The sequence below is a fragment of the Bacillus sp. JNUCC-22 genome, from assembly GCF_018861275.1.
Lineage (GTDB): Bacteria > Bacillota > Bacilli > Bacillales > Bacillaceae > Bacillus > Bacillus velezensis.
The window spans coordinates 1,885,888-1,910,258 of sequence record NZ_CP076408.1; the positions used below are offsets into that span (position 1 = coordinate 1,885,888).

Below are 24,371 nucleotides of genomic sequence, written 5' to 3' on the forward strand. Positions count from 1 at the left end.
TAAATTTAGGGAACTTTTTCCATTTGAGAACAAATTGCAGTACCGGCAGTAAAAAGCAGACTCCGCAGTTAAGCAACTCAATAATAGAGCTAGTACCTATAAACATACGCTACACTTTTTTCTAATAACTTGACATCCTCCTTTTTCCTTAAAATGTATGATGATTTTTTTACCATGACAACTGGTCATGGAGAACGGCTCTGGAGTAAACCTTGCGAACACAGGAGTATGACTCTCGCCTTTTTAATAAAAACGCCGCTGAGTGCCAGGCCAGCGGCGTTTTACACTTGATCATTTACATTTTGTCAAACTTTGCGTCCCCCGCAAACGATCCCATTGACAGTTGTTCTTCAAGAACAAGTCCGTGATGATGCCGTTCTTCAATCCTTTTGATAATAGATCGAATTGTATCCGTATTTTCTTCAATATTGTGAGGGTCAAAGATCGTCACATGGTCTCCTTTTAATTTGTACTCAAGGTAATGCTGTGCGGTTGATTGCTTCCATCCTCTATCGGTCAACTCGCCGCATAGAAAATGATGAATGTTGGCGTTCACCGCGCCGGAATTGATCAGTTTATTGTGATATGTGAGATAGCTTCTGATTTTATCCTTAATGGAAGGAATGGTTAATAATTCTCTATAATAATCCGGAATGATATCCAGATTCCGATGAATGATCTCTTCGGTTTCCTTTTCCGAAAAATAATTCACCGATACGGCTCTTTTAGAATCAAGCATCATAATGTCCGATACGATGCGTCCGCGCTTCTCCAAGGCTTTGGCAACCTCAAAAGCCAAATTCGACCCCGAGGAGTAACCAAGTAAAACAAAGGGCCCTTGTTCCTGAATGCCTATCATGCTTTCTGCATACCGGTCAACGATCTCTTGCTCGTAAGACGGCTCTTCTAGGAAATCAGCGGCATAGACGGTGCAGCGGCCGGCAAGTCTTTTCGCCATTTCATTATAGACCAGCCCGTATCCGATTAAAGGCGGGAAACAGAACACAGGGATTGAACCGTTCTGATTCATCTTGACGAATACGTTATCCGTCTTGGACTCGAAAACTGCTGCTTGAATGGCGCGTGCCATTGTTTCAATGGTAGGAAAATCGTATACGGCCTGATAATGCATTTTGATTCCCATACGGTCGTTGATTTGATGAATAACTTGCAATACTTTGAGCGAATGGCCGCCAACGTCAAAGAAGTTATCTTTAATTCCCGGGTCACTGAGAGCTAAAATGTTCTTCCATATCTCGGCCAGCTGCTTTTCAATTAACGTTCCGGGCGCTTCGTATTCGGTTCCGGTAAGCCTATTTCCCTCAGGAGCCGGCAAAGCTTTTCGATCGATTTTTCCATTTGCGGTTATCGGCATCTTCTCCATTTGGACAAAGTAAGCCGGTATCATATAAGCGGGCAGTTTGTTCAGTAAATGGCGCTTCAGCTGCGCCGTATTTAATGAATCGTCTCCTGACAAGTAGGCGCACAGCTGCTTTGAGCCCTCTTCTTCAATTGCGATGACGACCGCTTCTTTGACAGATTCCGATTGCAATAAAGCCGCTTCGACCTCGCCAATTTCAATCCGGTAGCCCCGGATTTTCACCTGATGATCAATTCTTCCCAAATACTCGATATTGCCGTCAGGCAGCCACCGGGCGACATCTCCCGTTTTGTACATTTTTTCGTCCGCGGCAAACGGGTGTTCAACAAATTTCTCAGCCGTTAATTCCGGGCGGTTCAAATATCCTCTGGCCAGTCCCTCTCCTGCCACATAGAGCTCGCCCGGTATGCCCATTACCTGAATGCGCTGATATTCGTCCAAAATATACGCTTGCAGAGTAGGAATAGGTTGTCCGATGTTGCTTCTGCCCTCGTCGATTTCCCGTTCCGTGATTTCTTTATATGTGACATGAACGGTGGTTTCGGTGATGCCGTACATATTGATTAATTGGGTTAAAGGATATTTAAGCTTCCAGTCTTTCAAGAAGGATGGATTTAACGCCTCTCCGCCAAATATGATTTTTCGGATGTTTAAATTGGATTCGGGATCTGCTCTCTCCTCCTGCATCAGTTGATAGAAATAACTCGGCGTTTGATTTAAAATAGTCACAGCATCCGATTTTAACAATTGCAAATACCTTTCCGGGTTTTTTGCTATTTGTTTCGGAACAATCACTAATTTGCCCCCATACAGCAGCGCTCCGTACATTTCCCATACTGAAAAATCAAAGCAGAAGGAATGAAACAAAGTCCAAGTGTCCGATGCATTAAAATCAAAAACATTTTTGTTGTTAAATAACAGACGAACCACGTTTTTATGTTCAATGAGCGTGCCTTTCGGATTCCCCGTTGTTCCTGATGTATAAATAACGTAGGCTAATTGATTTGGCATCACGTTCAGATTGAGATTAGATGTTTCGGCGCCGTATGATGACGGATCGTCAAGGAAGACAGTATGACTTTGATAATCGGTACCTTCCAGAAGATGATGCTGCAATAATAAGATAGAGACGTTAGAATCCTCAAGCATATAATGGATGCGTTCTTTCGGATAATCCGGATCGATCGGTACGTAAACGCCCCCGGCTTTCAAAATAGCAAGGATGCCTATCACCATCTCCGGTGAACGTTCCGCCATAATGCCGACAAGCTCCTCGGCCTGAAGTCCTTTGGCAACCAAGGTTCGGGCCAGCTGATTGGCGCGTTCATTTACTACCTGATACGTCAGCTTCTTATCTTCAAAAACAATCGCCGCTTGCTCCGGCGTTCGCTCCGCTTGTTCTTCAAACAATTGATGAATCGTCTTTTCCTTTGGATACTCAGCCGCCGTATCGTTGAACTTGTCTATCAGGAGCGATCGCTCATCCGCTGTTACGATATCGAGGTCTTGAACGCGAATTTCTTGATCGTCCGCCATTTGCTTCATGATTTGCATGAAATGCGTCTGCATCCGTTCGACACTTGCTTGGTCATAAACATCGCGATTGTATACAAAACGAATGTCAATTTCTCCATCCGGCATCACGATAAAAGTAAAATCGTAATGAGTATGTTCTTCCATATGAAAATCGAGAATGTCTAATGCGTTGTCATCCTGCTTCATATGTTCTATTTGTTTCTCAACCGGGTAATTTTCAAATACCATAATATGATTGATCAACTGCTGCTTTTGCTCAGTTTGAGCCTGAATGTCATACAACGGAAATGTATCATATTTTTGAGAAGCCAGTGCCCGCTCCTGGTTCATTTTCAATACTTGTGCAGCTGTCATATCAGACTGCGTATGAATACGTACGGGAATGGTATTGATAAATAAACCGACCATGGTTTCAATTCCCGGAATTTCTGCCGGTCTGCCGGATACGACCGTGCCGAAGACGACATCCTGACTCCCGTTGTATCTTTGCAGCAATAAGCCCCATGCGGTTTGTATCCATGTATTGACGGTGACTTGCTGGCGGCTTGCGGCCCGTTTTATTTCGTCTGTGAGCCGCTTTCCTAAACGAAACTCATGCTCACCTTTTTCGTATCCTTTCGCCCGGTCGGAAGATTGTTCTTGTAACAAAACAGTCTGCCCTTCATAACCTTCTAAATAGTTGCGCCAATAGGCTGACGCCTGCTTGTGATCTTGTTGATCCAGCCATTCGATATATCGGCTGTATGGGGTGACGGCTCCCCGCTTCGGCTGCCTTTGCTCAAGTATTGCATAATAGGTTTCAAACACTTCTTTCGTAACAAGAGGCAAACACCAGCCATCCATTAAAATATGATGAAAGCTCCATATCAACCGCGCTTGGTCTTCCTCTGTCCGCAGGATCGATACGCGCATTAAAGCATCCCGGGTGAGATTGAATCCCCGCGCCTTATCTCTTCTTGCAAAATCGGCAATAAACTCGCTGCGCTGATGACTGTTCATGCTGCGAATATCTTCAACGGCCGTTTCAATCGGCTTTTGCCGGAATACAATCTGCAAAGGCTGATCTTTCCATTCTGTATAAAAAAGAGTCCGAAGAATGTCATATTTTTCGGCCAGATGCGCCAAACTCATCCTGAATGCATCGATATCCAAGAAACCTTTCAGATCAAAAGCGGCTTGTTCAAAGTAAGCTTCGGAAGCCGAATCGATCAAGCTGTGGAACAACATTCCTTTCTGCATCGGGGTTAATGGGTATATATTTTCAATGTCACCGAGATGACTCGTTTGCTGCACAAATTGATCTAATTCACCGATCGTTATACCTTTTAACGAAATATCGCTTGGCGTCAGGTGAATTTGATCTTGAGCATCACAATGTGCGATGACTTGCTGCAGGCTGCTTTTTAAGAGATCGGCACAGGCTTCCATTGTTTCTCTTTGATATTGTTTACCGCAATAGCTGATGGCCAGCGACAATCGGCCGTCTGAAATCATGCCGTTGATATCAAGTGTATAGGTCAAGGGACGATTGTCACTGGCTGTTTTCCCGCTTGAGTAAGGGGATACCTCCATCTTGCCGTTCCGGACATCTTGATCAAATTGACCCAAATAATTGAAACGTATTTCCGGATGTCCGGTCCATTCATGTGCCTTCGGGTGATCGGACAAATATTTGATCAGGCCGTAACCTATTCCTTTTTGGGGGATCTGACGCAAATTTTCTTTCACTGTTTTAATCCGCCCGGTGATATCCTGATCAGCTTTGATTTGAAGCGAAACCGGATATAGACTTGTGAACCATCCCACCGTACGCGAAATATCGAGATCCGGAATGATAGACTCTCTGCCGTGTCCTTCAAGATCAATGAGAATGTCTTCATATCCGGTCCAACGATGAATAGCAGTTCCCAGACCGGTCAGTAATAAATCGTTCATATCGGTCGAATAAGCCCGGTGAGCGTTTTTTAATAAACGTTCGGTTTCCTCAACGGTCCATTGAACGATGACCGTTTCCTTGTCTTTGGCCAGACCGGTCTCCTGTTCATTGTCCTTTGGCAATGTTTGCTGCGGATTATGTTTCTGTCTGAACCAGTATTGATTTTCCGCTTCGAATTCCTGACTTTCTGCATAACGATTCAACTGTTCAGCCCATAACAGGTAAGAGTCCGTTTTCTTCGGAAGCCGGATCGCTTCGCCGTTTTGAAGCTGCTCATAAGCTGCCGCTATATCCTCAAGTAAAATCCTCCACGATACGCCGTCGATGACCAGATGATGAACCGCAATCAGCAAATGATCTCCCTCTTGACACCGGAACAATCCCAGTTTCATGAGCGGTCCTTCAGCTAAATGAATGGATTGCTGAATCTCATTGGAAATGGTTTCTATCGTCTTAGACACATTTTTTTCTTCGCGTAATGAGATCACTTCAAGGCTGAACAGATCACCTTCATCGATCCCGCGATTTCGGGCTTCATATCCATCTTCTGTCGGAACATAGACCATGCGCAAAGCATCGTGATGCTCTGTGATCTTCTTCATGACGTCCCGAAGCTTTGATTCATCCAGTCCCTCTTTCCAATAAAGCATAACCGCTTGATTATAATGGTGTAATTCCGGGTATTTCTGGTCAAAAAACCAATGCTGAATCGGTGTCAGCAGCGCCCGGCCTTTGATTTCTCCTTGTTCTGCGATTCGGGTTACCGGCTCTACGTATGGAACAAGCTCGGAGATCGTTGGGTATTTAAACAAGTGTTTGATTTCAAACTTATACCCGGCTTGGTATAATCTTGAGGACACTTGAATCGACTTAATGGAATCGCCCCCCAATTCGAAGAAATGATCTGAGATTCCGACCCGTTCTAAACCTAAGACCGACTCCCACACCGCGGCCAGTATTTTTTCCAGTTCTGTTCGAGGAGCTTCATAGTTCATGCCTGTAAGATTCTCTCTTGGAGAAGGAAGGGATTTACGGTCTATTTTCCCGTTGAAAGTAAGCGGCATCTCTTCCAGCTGAACGAAATACGCAGGTATCATATAGGATGGAAGCTGCCGGGACAGCTCTTCACGGAGCTCGCCTGCAGTTAAAGCATGTTGTGCGGTATAATAGGCGCACAAGGATGTTTCCCCATCGATTTCCCGGGCGATAACGATGGCTTCTTTGATCACCGGCAGCTGAAAAAAAGCGCCTTCGACTTCGCCGATTTCAATGCGGTAACCGCGGATTTTCACCTGGTGATCAATCCGGCCCAAATACTCGATATTGCCGTCCGGCAGCCATCTTGCCAAGTCTCCCGTCCGGTATATCCGTTCTCCTGATGCAATCGGATGGTTTACAAACTTCTCGGCCGTCAGTTCGGGACGATTCAAGTAGCCCCTTGCAAGCCCATCGCCCGCTATGCACAGTTCTCCCGCCACACCGATCGGCTGCATATGTTCCAAATCAGCATGTAATATATACAATTGAATGTTGGAAATCGGTTTGCCTATCGGAATCGATGCATATGTTTCTTCCGTCTGGCAATCAAAGTATGATACATCAATTGTTGCCTCAGTCGGTCCGTACAAGTTGATGATTTGAGCCTGGCTCACCGATGTGATGATGTGTTTGAAGCCTGCGACATGTACAGGCTTCAAAGCCTCGCCGCTTGCAAACACATGTCTTAATGACGCTAATTTTTGTTTCAACATCCCGCTTGGCTTCTGATCCATGGATTCCAGGAAGGCATGCAGCATCGCCGGTACAAAATGCATTGTGCTGACGCCTTTTTGTGCAATTGTATCTAAAATCAGCTCGGGATTCTTTTCTCCTCCGTTTGGCAGCAGAACCAATCTGGAACCTGATATCGTCCACCAGAACAGTTCCCACACTGATACATCAAAGGTGATCGCAGTTTTTTGCAGAATCGCATCACGCTCATCAAGAGGGTATTTTTCCTGCATCCACACCAGCCGATTGATGACCGACCGGTGCTCAACCATAACCCCTTTCGGCTTGCCCGTTGAACCCGATGTATAAATAACATAGGCCAGATGATCCGGACCAGCAGCCGGCTCTACATTCGACCCGTCTTCACAAAAGTTTTGCGGATTTTTCATATCCAGCACTTTTCCCGTAAAAGGTACTCTCTCTTGCGATTGATTCTGCACGAGTAACAACTTCGTATCCGAATCCTCCAATATGTATCGAACCCGTTCCTCCGGATAGCCCGGGTCAATCGGTACATACGCCCCGCCGGCTTTCAAGATCCCGAAGATCCCTACAATCATATCCAGGGAGCGTTCGGCCATAATCCCAACCGGCTGATCCGGCTGCACGCCTTCAGATTGCAGTGTCCGAGCGAGTTGATTCGCCCTTTCATTCAATTCCCGGTACGTCAGCCGGCTATCCTCGTAGACAACAGCCGTTTGATCAGGGGTACGTTCCGCTTGTTCCTCCAAAAATTGATGAATCGTTTTTTCTTTTGGATACTCTGCAGCAGTTTGATTATAGGCGATGAGTTGATTTGTCTCTGAGTCTGACAGAATATTAAGCTGGCGGATCATAAGGTCGGGTTGGAATAACAAAATCGAAAAAATCCGGTTTACATGTTCGATCACTTGCATCATATACTGGCGATCATAAGCGTGTTCATTATAAGTTAACTTTAAATGAATCGAATCATTTTCTATGGAAAACTGAAATAATGTATCAGCAGCAGCCGTTTCTATAAAACGAATGGGGTGAAGCTGATCTAGTGATACGATCGTATGGATCATTGGCAAATGATTTGAATCGTAGTTCAGATTTAATGGACCGGCCATTTTATCGAAAGGAACGTGCTGATGTAAGATGGCTCCGTTCAGCGTATGTTTAAATTCATTAAATATGGATTTAAACGTGCCATCCGCATTTATGTTTTGTTTGATTAACATGACTTGATCTAAACGAAGGTCTTCATCGGTTTCGTCTTCAAAGGTCGGTACACCTACAATAACGCCCTCTTCCCCCGTATATTTGTACAAAAGACACTCGATTCCGACCAGGAGAACCATATAAACGGCCATTGGCGATTTATTCGTCATCTTCATGATGCGCAGGGATACATCGGAGCTCAATGAACTGTGAATACGGTTGGGTGCACTCGACGAATCATGCTCTATTGTTGAGTCCGACATTTGAAACGAAGGGATTGCACTGGGACGATCTTCCGCATCGAACATGCTGCTCCAGAACAACTCCTGTTGCTTAAATTCTGACATTAATATCCCTCCAGTAAGTTTTAGCCGGCTGACCGCTGTCCCCGTAAAAACATCATGCGGGGACAGCCGGTACCGGCCGTTTTTAGAAATTCAATTCGATTTCGCTTGCAAAGTGTTCACTTTTGTTTACTTTCTCACTTAATTGAATTTCTTTTAAAGGAATCGATGGGTCTTTTATGATCGCCGACAGAATCATGGCGTAATCCTTGCTCAGCGTAGCGATGGTTTTCTGTTTGAACAGCTTCGTGCAGTACTCAAAGCTTCCTTGTATCTCGTGCGGATTCATCACGAAGGTCAGCTGCAAATCAAATTTGGCCGCCGTATTTGTTTGTTCATATGGTCTGACCGCGAGAGAGTCCAATTCGATATCCGTTTGTTCCGTATTTTGCAGAACAAACATCGTATCGAATAACGGATTACGGCTTAAGTCCCGTTTCACTCCCAATTTCTCAACTAATTCTTCAAAAGGATATTCTTGATTTTCATAAGCTTTCAGCATCGTTTCTTTTGTTTCCGTTACATAGTCCATAAAGGTCTTTTCTCCAGCCGGGGCCGTACGGATGGCCAGCGTATTCACAAACATCCCGATAATATGCTGTAAATCTTCATGCATTCTTCCCGCAATAGGCGTACCGACGACGATATCTTCCTGACCGCTGTATTTGGCCAGCAGTATGTTATAGGCTGACAGCAAGATCATGTAAGCGGTCGATCCGGTCAATTCTTCCATCTGTTTTATACCCTGGACCACGGTCTCATCGAGAGCGAAATTGTATCGTTTGCCTTCAAAGCTTCGAATTCGCGGTCTGGTAAAATCTTTCGGCAGCTCAAATGGCGGGAGTTCCTCATGAAATACATTCAGCCAATAGTTCTCCTGCCTCTTGATGCGTTCCCTCTGCTCCGCCTGCTGCTGCCATACAGTGTAATCTTTGTATTGAATTCGGAGCGGGGTTAATTCTTTGCCGTCATACAATTGAATCAGTTCTTCAACAAAAATATTCATAGAAGCGCCGTCTGAAACGATATGATGCATGTCAAACATGAAAACATGTCTGTCCTGTTCTAATTCAATGAGTCCGGCCCGAAGCAATGGAGCCTGACTGAGATCGAAAGGCCGCACAAAATTGCGGAACAGCTCCTCGACCTCTTCATCAGCTGCTTTGTACCTTTCTATAGAGAAATCCGTTTGCGGCTTGATCACCTGCACCAGCTCTCCGCGGACCATTTCAAATCCGGTTCGTAGCGATTCATGGCGCTGGATCAGACTTTGGAACGCAGATTGTAAACGATTCATGTCGATCCTGCCTTCCAATGTCAAAATCCCCGGCATGTTGTAACTTAGTTCTCCGCCTTCAATTTGTGTAGACAGGTAAACCATCTTTTGTACAGATGAAACAGGATAAACATCTTTGGCTTCTGCAACAGGGATTTCATCCGGTCCGCTGGTTTCCGCGCCTGCAATGACCCTCGCCATTTCTTCAATCGTCGGGTATTGAAACACTTCTCTCAATGAAATGCTTTTGTCGAATTGCTTATGGATCTTGGTAACGAGCGTCATCCCCCGTAACGAATGCCCGCCTAGATCGAAAAAGTTATCTTTGACGCCGACTTGTTCTACCTTCAATACTTCTTTCCAGATGTGAACCAGCTGCTCTTCCGGTCTTGTCCTTGGAGCAACATAGTCAATCCCGGTCTGCAAGCCTGCTTCAGGCAGCGGTAACGCGCTGCGATTCACTTTTCCATTGGAGGTTAACGGCATTTGCTCCAGTTGCATCAAGTATGAAGGAACCATGTAGCCTGGTATTTGATCGGAGAGTTTTTCTTTAAGCTGATTGATCGGCAGTGACTTCTCCCCTGTAAAATAGGCATACAAATCGCTTTGCCCCTCTGCATTTTCTCTGACCAGGATCACCGCTTCTTGTACATGCTCGATGTTGAGAAGAGCGGCTTCCACCTCGCCAAGTTCGATCCGGTAACCGCGAATTTTGACCTGGTGATCCTTTCTTCCGGCATATTCAATGTTTCCATCCGGCAGGTAACGGGCAAGGTCGCCTGTTTTATACATCCGCTCTCCGATTACAAACGGATCGGCCACAAACTTTTCGCCCGTTAATTCAGGCAAGTTCAGATACCCCCGTCCTACTCCGTCTCCGGCGATGCACAGCTCACCTTTTACACCTATAGGCAGCATCCGATCATGGGAATCAACAATATACACACGGTTGTTGCCCAGCGGTTTGCCGATCGGCACGTAACCGCCGTCGTCAGCGGATGCCAATGTCTCCGGTACGATGTGAAAGACTGATGCATCCACGCAGGTTTCCGTCGGACCGTATACATTGGTTATGAGCGGCATTGATGACCCGTTCGAAGCGAACAATTCAAGCAATTGCGCCACCGTCGCCTGCGGGAGCGCCTCTCCTCCAATAAGCATGTGCCGGATCGTTACCCCATGAAGGCTGTCTGCAGCGATAAGCAATTGCAAATGTGACGGTGTTCCGTCTGTTACGTCAATACGGTGGGTGCGATAATAGTTTGACAAGGCATAACCGTCTGATACTGATGCTTTAGGGACGATATACAGTGCATGTCCCCCTAACAGTGCCGCGAAAATTTGCTTGACCGATGCATCGAAATAGTACGGTGCCAACAAAGACACACGCAATCCCGAATCATAAGCACCGTACACTTGTCCGCGGAGCCCCTCCATCAAATGAAGGACCTGGCGATGCTCAATCAGCGTGCCTTTTGGCTTGCCGGTTGTGCCTGATGTGTAAATCACATACGCCAAGTGATCCGGTCCGGCTGCCGTCACCAGATTCGAGCCATCCCCGCTGTTCATTCGTTCGTCATTCAGCAGTAAAATCTCTCCGGCAAAGGATACACGATCTTGTAAATGGGGCTGTGCCAGCAGAACCTTTGCTCCTGAATCCTCCAGAATATAGCAGAGGCGTTCCTGCGGGCTGTCCGGATCCATCGGCACATACGCGCCCCCGGCTTTCAGGATCGCCATAATCCCCACGATCATTTCCAGAGAACGTTCTGCCAGAATACCCACAGGCTGGTCAGGCTGCACGCCTTCGCTTCTTAAAATCCGCGCCAGGCGGTTGGCCCGCTCATTCAGCTCACGGTATGTGAATCGGCTTTTCTCGTAAACTGCGGCCGTATGTTCCGGCGTGCGCTCCGCCTGCTCCTCGAACAATTGGTGAATTGTTTTGTCCCTTGGGCAGTCTATCGCCGGTTGGCCCCATCTCTCCACAATCTGCTCTTTCTCCTTCGCGGTGATCATCTCCAGCGATGAAAGCGGCGCCTGCGGATTATTCGCAATCGCCTCGATCAATTGGATAAAGTGCTTTGCCATGCGTTCCGCAGTTTCCTGCTTGTACAGCGCTGCCGCGTAACTGATCATACCTGTAATTCCGTCTTCATTCTCTGCCGCTTGGAACGTCAGGTCGAACTTCGCCATCGCATGGTTGTCCGGATAAGGGGTAAAACGCACATCATCGAGGCTCAATTCTCCCTGTTCTGTGTTTTGCCATATGAACATCGTGTCAAACAGCGGATGGCGGCTGAAATCCCGGGACACATTCAGCTTGTCCACCAGTTCGTCGAATGGATACTCTTGGTTTTCATACGCTTTTAATGTATGCTCTTTGACTTCCTGCACGTATTCCCGGAATGTTTTTTCCCCGACCGGATTCGTTCGTATCGCCAGTGTGCCCACGAACATGCCGATTAAGCTTTCCAAATCCGAATGGGTTCTTCCGGCAATCGGGCTGCCTACTACGATGTCTTCTTGCCCGCTGTATTTGGCAAGCATGGTCGTATAAGCAGCCAGCAGGACCATGTACAGCGTGCTTTCGCTCTTCAGCGCCAAGCCTTTCAGCTGTTCCGTCAACTCCGGTCCGATGACAAACTCGATTTGTCCTCCTTCAAAGCTCCGCGCAGCCGGTCTTCCGTAGTCGGTTGGCATATCCAGCACCGGAACCTCTCCGCTGAACACATCCAGCCAGTACGCTTCCTGTTTCTTCATCCGTTCGCTTTGCATATCCGACAGCTGCCACGCCGCATAATCTTTATACTGAACCCGCAATGGCGGCAATTCTTTTCCTTCATATAATGAAACGAACTCTTCAATCAAATTCTTGATAGATACGCCATCGGAAATGATATGATGCATGTCAAACAGCAGCAAATGGCGGTCTTTTGCAAGCTCGATCAGTCCTACCCGCAGCAGCGGCGCTTTCTCCAAGTCAAATGCCCGCACAAACCCATGAACGAGGGCTTCCGCCTGTTCTTCTTTCGCTTGAGTGAATTCCACTGCAAATTGGACGTCGTCATAGATCCGCTGCACCGGTTCTCCATCTATCAGTTCAAAGCCGGTACGCAGCGTTTCATGGCGCTGAATCAGCTTGCGGATCGCTTTCTCGACAAGTTCCCGATCCAGAGCTCCATCGGCTCTCATGACACTCGGCATGTTGTAGCTCAGCTCTCCGCCTTTCAGCTGATTCAAAATGTACAGCCGTTTCTGCGCCGAGGAGACGGCATAGTATTCTTTTGCTTCAACGGTCGGGATAGATGTATATGCTGTGTGTTTCATTCCGGTAATCGTTTCTGCCATTTCTTCAATTGTTGGCGATCGGAACACTTCCCGCAGCGGCAGGCTGACCCCCATCTCTTTGTGCAGCTTCGCCGTCAGCGTCGTTGCCCGCAGCGAGTGACCGCCGATGTCGAAGAAATTGTCTTTCACGCCGATACGCGGAAGTCCAAGCACCTCTTGCCAGATATGCGCCAGCTGCGCTTCCGCCGCTGTACGGGGAGCAACGTATTCGATCCCTGTTTGCACGCCTCCTTCTGGTGCTGGCAATGCTTTGCGGTCGATTTTTCCGTTTGCCGTTAACGGCAAACGCTCCAGTTGGATAAAGTACGACGGGATCATATACCCCGGCAATTCCTGCGACAGCGCTATTCGCAGCTCGCTCACCATCAGCTCGGTGTTCGCTGAAAAGTATGCGCATAGCTGCTTTTCTCCGTCTCCGTCTTCAAGAGCGGTGACTACTGCTTCCTGTACCGCCTCTATCTTTAAGAGCTGAGCTTCCACCTCGCCGAGTTCGATCCTGTATCCTCGAATTTTCACTTGATGATCGATCCGGCCCAAATATTCGATGTTACCGTCCGGCAGCCATCTCGCCAGATCGCCCGTCCGGTACATCCGTTTGCCGGGTTCGAACGGATGATCCGCGAACTTCTCCGCAGTCAGCTCAGGACGGTTCAGGTACCCCCTCGCCAGTCCGTCGCCTGCGATACAAAGCTCTCCCGGTACTCCGACTGGCTGTAGACGCATTGATCCCGGTGCCATCATATACAGCTGTATATTCGAGATCGGCTTGCCGATCGGTACCGATGCATACGCTTGGTTCGCTTCGCAGTTGAAGTACGACACATCGACTGTTGCTTCCGTCGGGCCGTACAGGTTGATCAGTTGGGCGCCGTTCACAGGCGTAATAAGGCGATGAAATCTTGCCGTATGTGCCGGCATTAATGCCTCGCCGCTTGCAAACACTTGCCGCAACGTACGCAGCTTGCTTGTCTGTCCGCTCGCCGTCTGTGTTTCCGCAAACTTCAGGAAGGCGTGCAGCATCGCCGGGACGAAATGCATTGTCGTGATACTTTGCTCTTCTATTGTGTTCCAAATCACTTCAGGGTCTTTCTCTCCGCCGAGCGGAAGCAGGCACACCTTCGCACCGGTCAAAGCCCACCAGAACAGCTCCCATACCGAGACGTCGAAGGTGATCGCTGTCTTTTGTAAAATCGTATCGCCGCTGCCGATCGGATAAGCCTTTTGCATCCACATCAGCCGGTTTATAACCGGACGATGTTCAACCATAACCCCCTTGGGCTTGCCGGTCGATCCGGACGTGTAGATTACATATGCCCTATCGCCCGCACCGGACAGCGGATCCAAGTTAGAAACGTCATCATCGTAAACGGAAGTATCATCGAGATCGATGACCGTTCCTGCAAAAGCAACCCGTTCTTTCACGTGACGCTGTGACAGCAGCAGGGTCGCTCCTGAATCTTCAAGGATGTAGCGGATGCGTTCCTCCGGGTAATCCGGGTCGATTGGCACATAAGCGCCTCCCGCTTTCAGGATTGCATAAATCCCGACCATCATTTCTAGAGAACGCTCAGCCATGATCGCAACAAGCTGGTCGGCCTGTAGGCCTTCAGCTCGTAAAGTGCGTGCTAGTTGATTGGCCCGTTCATTTAACTCAAGGTATGTCATACGCTGCTCCTCGAATATAACCGCCTCATGGTCCGGCGTCCGGAGTGCTTGTTCCTCGAACAGCTGATGAATCGTTTGTTCACGTGGGTAATGCATTTCGTTAGACTGAAAACGGCTGTGCAGCTGTTCTTTTTCCTGCTGCGTCAGAAGTTCCATTTCTTCTATTTTGACAGACGGCAGCTGCAATACTTGCTGCATAAGCTGTTCAAAATGTCCGCGAATCCGCTCTGCCTCTGATTGTTCATATTCATTTCGGTTAAAACTAAAATGAACGGTGAGTTGTTCGCCAGGGATGACAACTACATTAAAATCGTAATGGGTGTGTTCTTCTATATGGAAATTCACGATATTTAAATCCGCAGCATCATGGCCCTCTTCAACTTGCTGCCCTATCGGATAATTTTCAAAGATCATGATATGATCAATTAAGTTTTGCTTTTGTTCCGTTTGGGCCTGAATTTCGTATAAAGGATAGGTATCGTACGATTGGGAAGCAAGCGCGTTTTGTTGAACCATTTGCATCGTATCAGCAAAAGTGCTGTCCTCATCGCAGCAGATGCGGACAGGAATCGTATTGATGAACAGACCGATCATCTGTTCTACATCAGGAATTTCCGCCGGCCTTCCCGACACGACACTGCCGAAGACAACGTCTGCGGACCCGCTGTATTTCTGTAACAAAATCCCCCATAACGTTTGGATCAACGTATTTAACGTAACCTGATGCTGATTTGCGATCTGCTGTAATTGTTTTGTCTGTTCGTGATCAAATCGGCAGATCACATTGGCATAGGCGTATTCTTTTTGTTCATGCTGCGCTATTTTATGAAGAAGCGTGGTTTCACCTTTATATCCTTCAAGATACCCGCTCCAGTACCGCTTTGCCGCTCCCTGATCTTGGCGGTCAAGCCACTCGATATAGTCGCTGTAAGGAGCTGCCGATGGCGGTTCTGGTTCCCTGCCTTCCTGTAAGGCGCTATAATGATCAAACACTTCCTTCGTGATAAGAGACAGGCACCAGCCATCCATCACAATATGATGGAAGCTCCAAATCAAATGATATTTGCGGTCTTCCATCCGGAAAATCGCTATGCGCATCAGCGGATCCAGAGCCAAGTCAAATCCTTTTGCCTTGTCTTCTCTTTGATATGCTGCGATTGCATCCTCTCTCAGGTGTTCCTCTATATCACGCAAATCTGTAAAATGAATTTGCGGTGTTTGCGTTTTATAGACAATTTGTAAAGGAGTATCGTTCCAGCCGCTGTAAAAACGGGTTCTGAGCACGGCGTATGTTTCAAATAATCGTTCAAGGCTTGCTTTAAACCAATCAATCTTTAACTCTCCCTGCAAATCAAACGATGCTTGTTCAAAATAAGAACTTGAGGCCTCGTCCAGCAGGCTGTGGAAGAGCATTCCTTTCTGCATCGGAGTGAGCGGATACACGTTTTCAACCTCACCTGCATGCGGCAGTTGAATGAGGAGCTGATCCAATTCGTCAATGGACATGCCCTTTAACAAAATATCGCTTGGTGTCAGTTCCGATTGTTCTTTATGAACGCAATGCGTAATGATGGTCCGCAGGCGGCTTTGAATCGTTTCCGATAACCGCATGATCGTTTCTTTTGCGTACTGTTTGCTGCTGTAGCTGATCGTAAGCTTCAGCCGGCCCTCGGTGATCATTCCGTTTATATTCAATACATACGGTCTTTCTTGATTTCCGCTTGAGTCTGAACCGCAAGAATAAGAAGATAATTGAACCCCATGCTGCTGTAAATCTTGGTCAAACTGTCCAAGGTAGTTAAAGCTGATCTCAGGATTGAGTTTCGATGGCATTCCGCCGCTTAAGTACCTTGCTATTCCATATCCGATCCCTTTATGCGGAATTTGGCGCAATCCTTCTTTGGTCGTCTTGATATAATCAGAGATTTCTTTGCCCGGCTGCGCGTGCAGCACAACCGGATACAGACTTGTAAACCACCCGACCGTGCGGGAGATATCTATATCTTGTATAATCTGTTCTCTGCCGTGTCCCTCTAAATGAATCGGAATTTGTGCCAGTCCTGACCAATGCGATATGGAAAGACCGAGAGAAGTTAAAAGCAAATCGTTTATTTCCGTGTTATAAGCGCGATTCGCTTGTTTTAATAGCAGATCCGTTTCCTCTTTCGTCCATTCCACAGTTGCTGTTTCACTGTCTTTTGCAGTTGTAGGGGTTTCATGAAAATCTTTAGGCAGCGGTTTGACTTCGGTTTGTTCGATCTTTGTCCAATATTCCTGTTCTTGTTTTATGGTTTCACTTTGCGCGTATTCTGAAAGTCTCTTAGCCCATAATTGGAAAGAGTTTGTTTTTTGCGGCAGTTGAATTACTCGCCCGTTCTCGGCTTGCTTGTAGCCGCTAACGATATCTTCCAGTAAAATGCGCCATGAAATCCCGTCTATAATCAAATGATGGATGGCAATGAGCAGATGATCTCCATTTGCGCATTGAAACAACCCGGCTTTCATTAACGGCCCATCACTTAAACGCATACTGCTTTGTATCTCATCAGCCTTGGCTTCAATTGTACGGCCCGGATCGGGATCTTCTTTCAGATTCAGGACTTCTAAGCGGTACAGTCCGCTTTGGGCGATTTCTTCATTCTGTGCCTCACAGCCATTTTCCGTAGTCCGGAACGTCATGCGGAGCGCATCGTGATGTTCAGCAAGCTTTTGCAGGGTTTGACGAAGCTGCGTTTCCTGAAAACCTTCCGGCGCATGCAGCATGACGGCTTGATTATAATAATGCTGATCTGTTGTTGTTTGTTCGAAAAACCAATGCTGAATAGGAGTCAGGCTGACTTTTCCTTTGACCTCACCTTGATCGGCTATACGCAGATTCTGCTTGATATGCGGACTCAATTCTGCAATTGTTGCATATTGAAACAAGTCTTTGATTTCCATTTTGTATCCTTGCTGATTTAATCTGGAGGATACTTGAATGGATTTAATGGAATCTCCGCCAAGGTCAAAGAAATTATCAAGAATACTGACGTTTTCAGCGCCTAATACCGATTCCCAGGCAGAAACTAATATTTCTTCAGCTTTTGTTCGGGGAGCTTTATACTCTGCTCTGTCCTGCAGTTCGAAATCCGGAGCAGGCAGCCCTTTTCTGTTTATTTTTCCGTTAGAAGTTAAAGGCATTTCATCAAGCTCAATAAAATAAGCCGGAACCATATAACTTGCAAGGGTTTGAGACAATTGTTTCCTGAGCCGGGTTGCCGTTGTTTGCCCGCCGCTCACGTAATATGCACACAATTGTTTAAACCCGTGGACGTCCTCTCTGGCTGTAACGACAGCTTCCTTGATCGCTTCTTCTTGAAGCAGTGCCGCCTCGATCTCGCCTAATTCGATACGATAGCCTCTGATTTTCACTTGTTCATCTATTCTGCCCGCATATTCAATGTTTCCGTCCGCCAGCCACTTCGCCAAATCTCCGGTCTTATACATCTTCGCTCCGGGTTCAAACGGGTCATCGACAAATTTCTCTGCTGTTAATTCGGGACGGTTCAAATATCCTCTTGCCACACCGGCGCCGCTGATATAGATCTCTCCCGGCACTCCGATCGGTGCGGGTTTCATATTCTCATCAAGAACGTAAATGCTCGTGTTTGCCGCAGCGGTTCCGATCGGTACCGATTCCCGTCTGTCCTTTGCGGCATCGTAACGGTAAATCATGCAGCCGACAACAGTTTCCGTCGGTCCGTACTCATTGCATATTTCAATCCGGCCTTCGAACTGTTCATGAATGCTGCGGGCTAACCGGGTGCTTAAGTTTTCCCCGCCCACAATCATTCTTCGGACAGCCGTTTGATCGGCAATGTTCATTTCTTTCAAGACCTGCAAATGGGCCGGGGTCAATTTAATGATATCCACCCTCGGGTCCCGCACAATTGATTCAAGCAGAGCTGTTTTATCCTCTCCGTCATAGACGATGATTGCATTGCCTGTGACAAGCGGCGTGAAAATAGAAGTCACCGTCAGATCAAAAGAAATTGACGAATACAATGGGAAGTTGGCTTTCTCGCCTTTTACATAAACTTCTTTCGCCCACCAAATATAATTGGTCAAGCCTCCGTGCTCGATTAGTACGCCTTTTGGCCGGCCTGTGGAACCTGACGTATAAATGACATATGCCAAATGGCTCACATCATTTATCGGAGCAAGGTCAGAGCCATTTTGGTGATAAGAACTTTCATCATCAAGTAAAACCGTGACGCCTTCATAGGCAAGCTGTTTCCTGACGTCCCGCTGCATTAAAACGATTCCGGCTTGGGAGTCATCCAGCATATACCGGATGCGGTCTTGCGGATATTCCGGATCTATAGGGACATAGGCTCCGCCTGATTTTAAAACGGCAAGGATTCCGACCACCGATTCGATGCTGTTTCTTGTGATGATGGCTACAGGCTGATCCGTCTGCACTCCTTTCGCTCTTAACGTTCGCGCCAGGCGGTTGGCCCGCTTATTGAGCTCTCCGTACGTGAGCTGCCTGTCCTTATCAATGAGGGCTGCTTGATCGGGCGTACGCTGCGATTGCTCTTCAAATAATTGATGAACCGGCGTCTGCGGGAACGGCGCAGCCGTGTCGTTCAGCGTCTGCAGAAGGGTTCTTCTTTCGCCTTCCGTTAACAATTCCGCTTGATCCACCCGGATATCCGCATCTGTCACGACTTGATGCAGGATTTGCATGAAATGTTCCCGAACCCGCTCTATGCTTGCCCGCTCATACACATTTGCATTGTATTCAAAAGAGATGTTCATCTCGTCGCCCGGTATAACGGTCAAATTAAAATCGTAGTTGGTCTGTTCTTCCATTTGTACGTTGGAAATCGTGATGGATGTTCCGTTTTGGCGGCCTATACTTTCCATATACTGATCAACCGGATAATTTTCGAATATCATTAAATGTGTAATTAAATCTTGCTTTTGCGTTGTACGCGCTTGAATATCGTACAGTGGGTGCGTCTCAAATTGTTGAGACGCTACAGCCCTTTCCTGCGCCTCTTTCATAAGCCCGGCAAACGTTGTCCCGGCTTCACACCGGAACCGGACGGGAATGGTGTTAATGAATAAGCCGATCATGGTTTCCACGTTTGGAATTCCAGCAGGTCTTCCGGATACAACACTTCCAAACACAACGTCCCGGCTGCGGTTATATTTCTGCAGCAAAACCGCCCATGCCGTCTGCAGCAGCGTGTTCAGCGTGACATGATGCTTGCCTGCCGTCCGCTTCATTTTCGAAGTGAGATCGGAGCTTATGTCACACGTCACTTTTTCAGGAACGTATCGTCCGTCTTCCGCTGCATGGTGATCCTTAGGAAGGCCGGTTTGCTCCTCATATACCTCCAAGTACTGATCCCAATAAGCCGTGGCCTCTTTCGCATCTTGCCGGCCGAGCCATTCAATATATTGACTGTACGGAGTAATTGACGATTGTTCAGGCTGCTTTTGCTGAAGCAAAGCAAAGTAATTCTCGAAAATTTCTTTTGTAATCAGCGGCAGACACCAGCCGTCCATCAAAATATGGTGGAAACTCCAGATAAAACGGTATGTCTTTTCATCCGTACGAAGGATGAATAACCGCATTAACGCGCCTTTTTCTAAGTCGAACCCCCGCATCTTATCTTCTCTGGCATACTGCTGAATCATCGCTTCTTTTTGAGATTCCTTCATCTCTCGTAAGTCATTGAATTGAAAGCCGATTTTTTTCGTTTTGAATATGATTTGGAGCGGCTGATCCTTCCAGCCTCTGTAAAAATTCGTGCGGAAAATATCATATTTTTGCGATAAGCCGTCCAAGCTTTTTGAAAATGAATCAATTTCCAGATCTCCATGCAGATCAAACATCGTTTGCTGAAAATAAGCACCAGAATTCGGATCAAATAAGCTGTGAAACAGCATGCCCTTCTGCATCGGCGTTAATGGATAAATATTTTCCGCTTCGCCTAATTCACGCGTCTGCTCCAAAAGCTGTTCCAGTTCGTCGATTGAGATGTCTTTTAACAGGATGTCACTTGGTGTGAGAGAAGTCTGCTGCCGGCTTACGCAATGCGCAATGACTTCTTGCAGACTTTCTTTCAACCCCCGGGCAAATTGCGCCATAGTAGATCTTTCGTATTGTTTGCTGCTGTAGCTCAGTGTCAGTGATAATGTCCCTTCGGCAATCATTCCGTTCAAATCAAGCACGGCCGTTCTCTCTTGGTTTTCGTTCATTGACAACCCTGTGGAAAAAGGCGAGATGCGCAAAGCCTGATGCTTCAGGTCTTGGTCAAATTGTCCCAAATAATTAAACGATATCTCCGGATTCAGCTGCAGGCTGTCGGCTTCCGAGTGCCCGGATATATATTTGATGATACTGTAATTCATTCCTTTGTCAGGGATACGGCGCAGCCCTTCTTTTACGATCTTGATCCGCTGCGACAGGTTTTTTCCGGCTTCCATCCTCAGGACGACAGGGTACTGGCTTGTGAACCATCCTATCGTGCGGGAAATGTCAGCATCCGGAATAATCGGTTCTCTCCCGTGGCCTTCCAAATTCACGACAATCTCTTCCGTGCCTGTCCACTTGTGAACAGCCAGCCCTAACGAAGTCAGCAGCAGATCGTTGATATCCGTGTTGTAGGCGCGGTTCGCTTGTTTTAATAATTGCTCCGTTTCCTCTTTTGTCCATTGAATCGTCACTTCTTCGCTGTCTCTTAATAACGATCCTTCGCTGATAGTGTCCTTAGGCAATGGCTGAGGCTTTATACTTGAAAGCTCAGTCCAATACGCAATCTCCTCTTCCATATCGGTTTCCGCCGCATATTTGGACAATTGACCGGCCCAGAATGGAAACGAGTCTGTTTTTTGCGGGAACTGGATCGTTTGTCCGCGTTCTGCCTGCTCATAACCGCTTGCAAAATCTTCGAGCAAAATACGCCAGGATACACCGTCAATCAGCAAATGATGAATTGCAATCAGCAAATGATCTCCGTCCGGACATTGGAACAAACCGAGCTTCATCAATGGCCCTTTGTCTAATACCATGCTGCTTTGAATCTCATTCGCTTTATCGGCAATCGCTTGAGCCGGATCGGTTTCCCCTTTATAATTCATCACTTCCAGATGGAATAGTTCACTTTCATCTGTTCCTGTAATTCGCGGAGCGTATCCATCCGGCGTTTTTTCAAAAATCATCCTCAAGGCATCGTGATGCGACGCAATCCGTTCCATCGTCCGGCGAAGCGGGCCCTCTTTAAAGCCTTCCGCCGAATATAACATGACGGCCTGATTGTAATGGTGTGCATGCGGCATTTTTTGCTCAAAAAACCAATGCTGTATCGGGGTCAGCTTGGTTCCGCCATTCACTTCTCCTTGATCAGCCACCCTGCTGACCGGTGCTACAAACTGACTAAGTTCAGCAATCGAGGGGTGTTTAAACAAATGCTTCATATCAATCTTGTATCCGGCTTGATACAATCTGGATGACACCTGAATTGATTTAATCGAATCTCCGCCAAAATCAAAGAAATTATCCAAAATTCCTATACGTTCTGCCCCTAATACTTCTTGCCAGATAGACGCCAGCAGTTCTTCTATTGTGTTCCGCGGGGCTATGTATTCGTTTTCCGCCCGCGTATTTTCGTCAGCAGCAGGCAAAGCTTTCAGATCAATCTTCCCATTGGAAGTGAGCGGAATGCGTTCCAATGGGATAAAGCGGGAGGGAATCATATAATTAGGCAGTTCCCGGGATAATTCTTCTCTGAACTGCGCAGCGGTCAAAGAAGGCTCGCCGACATAATAGGCATACAATTGTTTGGCCCCGTCTGCGTCTTCCCGCGCGACGACTGCGGCTTCACGAACGTTTTCCAGATTGAACATGGCTGCCTCTACCTCGCCGATCTCAATCCGGTAGCCGCGAATTTTCACTTGATGATCAATCCGCCCTAAATATTCGATTCTTCCATCCGGCAGCCATCTTGCGAGATCCCCCGTTTTATACATCTTTTGACTAGGGACATGCAGATGCTCCATAAATTTTTCCTCCGTCAATTCAGGCCGATTGAGGTAGCCGCGGGCCACTCCCGCTCCTCCGACATACAGCTCTCCCGGTACGCCGATCGGCTGGATTTGATGGTGCGCTCCTAAAATATAAGCTTGATGGTTGGCCACCGGGCTGCCGATTGTGATCTGTTCATCAGCGGACTGAACAGGGTGAAATGTAGATACCACGCTGTTTTCTGTCGGTCCGTATTCATTATTGATCCGAATGCGAGGCTGCAGAGAATGCAGCTTCTCAACTGTATCTGTTTCCAGCTGCTCACCGCCTACAACAACATGCTGAACATGGATGAAATCCTCTCTGTTCATCTGTTCGATCATCGTTTTCAGAAGACGGGGGGAAGTTGAGAAATGGGTAATTCTTTCTTGTTTTATGGCATTTTGAATGGCGAAAGTTTCTTTATTCTCTTCATTAGGCAGAAGGTGCAAAGTTGCTCCTGAGATGAGCGGGCCGAAGAAATTTAAAATGAACGCATCAAAAACATATGGGTACAAGACAAGTACGCGATCCGCCGGAGAATGCTTGAAAAACGACTTCTTCCACTGAAGCGAGTTCACAATGCCGCCGTGTTCAACCATGACCCCTTTCGGCTTTCCTGTTGTACCCGACGTATAAATGACATAGGCTAAATGGCTGTGTCCCGCTACTGGTGATAACAATGAGCAATCGGCATGGTATGAAGTTTCATCATTCAAATCAATCACCGGGCCGTCAAAGGCGAGGCTGTTTTTTAAATGATGCTGAACAAGGAGAACGTCTGCATCCGCATCATGAAGCAAATATTGAAGCCGCTCTTTTGGATATTCAGGATCCAGGGGCACATAAGCGCCCCCTGCCTTCCAAACAGCTATAATGGATACGATCATCTCTAATGAACGATCAGCGAGAATGGCGACTAACGTATCGGGTTGAACCCCGCAATTACGCAATGTTCTTGCCAAACGGCTCGCCTTCTCATTTAGTTCCCTGTACGTCAAATGGTCGTTTTTAAATTTGACGGCCGCATTCTCAGGCGTTCTTTCTGCCTGCTCTTCAAATAATTGATAGACTGTTCTGCTCCCGGAGAAATCTCTGACTGTGTCGTTAAAATCAAACAATAGCTTCTGTTTTTCCGCTTCCGGTAAGATCTCTGCCGTATGGATCGCGGCTTGAGGCTGAAACAGGATCACAGACAGCAGCTGATCCAAATGGGATACAATTTGATTGATATAGCGCTCATCGTACAGATTGCCGTTATAAAAAAGCTTCAAATGAATCCCGTTGTTCTCCAAATCAAAGTGAAACAGCGTATCGGTTGCAGTATCTTCTTTACATTGCAAGGAATGAATTTCGTTAAGCGAAACGACGGTATGAATCAAAGGCATATGCTCGTCATTGTATTGCACGCTCAGATGCCGGGCCATTTTTCTAAACGGCAGGTTTTGATTTTTCAGAGAATCATTAACGGCTTCTTTCAGCTGCCCGAATACGGTTTTAAATGTGCTCTCGTTTGAAAGCGTATTTTTTAAGAGGACAATGTTGTTAACGGCTGACTGGCCGGCTTTTTGCTTCGATACCGTTGGAATGCCAAGAATCAGGCTCGTTCGATCCGTATATTTATATAACAAGCATTCAATACCCGCCAATAAAATCAGATAGGCCGCCATATCGGAATGATTCGCCATTGTCATGATTCTTTGAGATACTTCCGGAGATAAGGAACGGCAGATGCATTTTTCCTGGTAGCCGGTACGGCCCAACGACGCTTTATCCGCTGCTTTAAAGTAAGGGAATGCGCTTAGACCGTCTTCTTCATCAAACAGGTTTTCCCAGTACGTTTCTTGAGTTTTAAATACCGACATTGGAGCACC

Annotated in this window: 2 protein-coding genes; both read right to left on the reverse strand. The window is 47.0% G+C overall.

Annotated elements, in window-relative coordinates; genetic code table 11:
• Positions 1 to 295: 295 nt before the first annotated feature.
• A complete protein-coding gene (gene bamC, locus JNUCC22_RS09215; RefSeq protein ID WP_216062296.1) occupies positions 296 to 8,155 on the reverse strand; it encodes a bacillomycin D non-ribosomal peptide synthetase BamC in 7,860 nt (2,619 codons plus the stop codon).
• Positions 8,156 to 8,237: 82 nt separating this feature from the next.
• Positions 8,238 to 24,362, reverse strand: a complete 16,125-nt coding sequence (locus JNUCC22_RS09220) for a non-ribosomal peptide synthase/polyketide synthase (RefSeq protein WP_216062297.1) — start codon at positions 24,360 to 24,362, stop codon at positions 8,238 to 8,240.
• Positions 24,363 to 24,371: the final 9 nt, after the last annotated feature.

What these genes read in the sequence shown, in the direction of transcription:
- bamC (WP_216062296.1), bottom strand. Translation starts at nt 8,155, where the DNA reads ATGTCAGAATTTAAGCAACAGGAGTTGTTCTGGAGCAGCATGTTCGAT.
- JNUCC22_RS09220 (WP_216062297.1), bottom strand. Translation starts at nt 24,362, where the DNA reads ATGTCGGTATTTAAAACTCAAGAAACGTACTGGGAAAACCTGTTTGAT.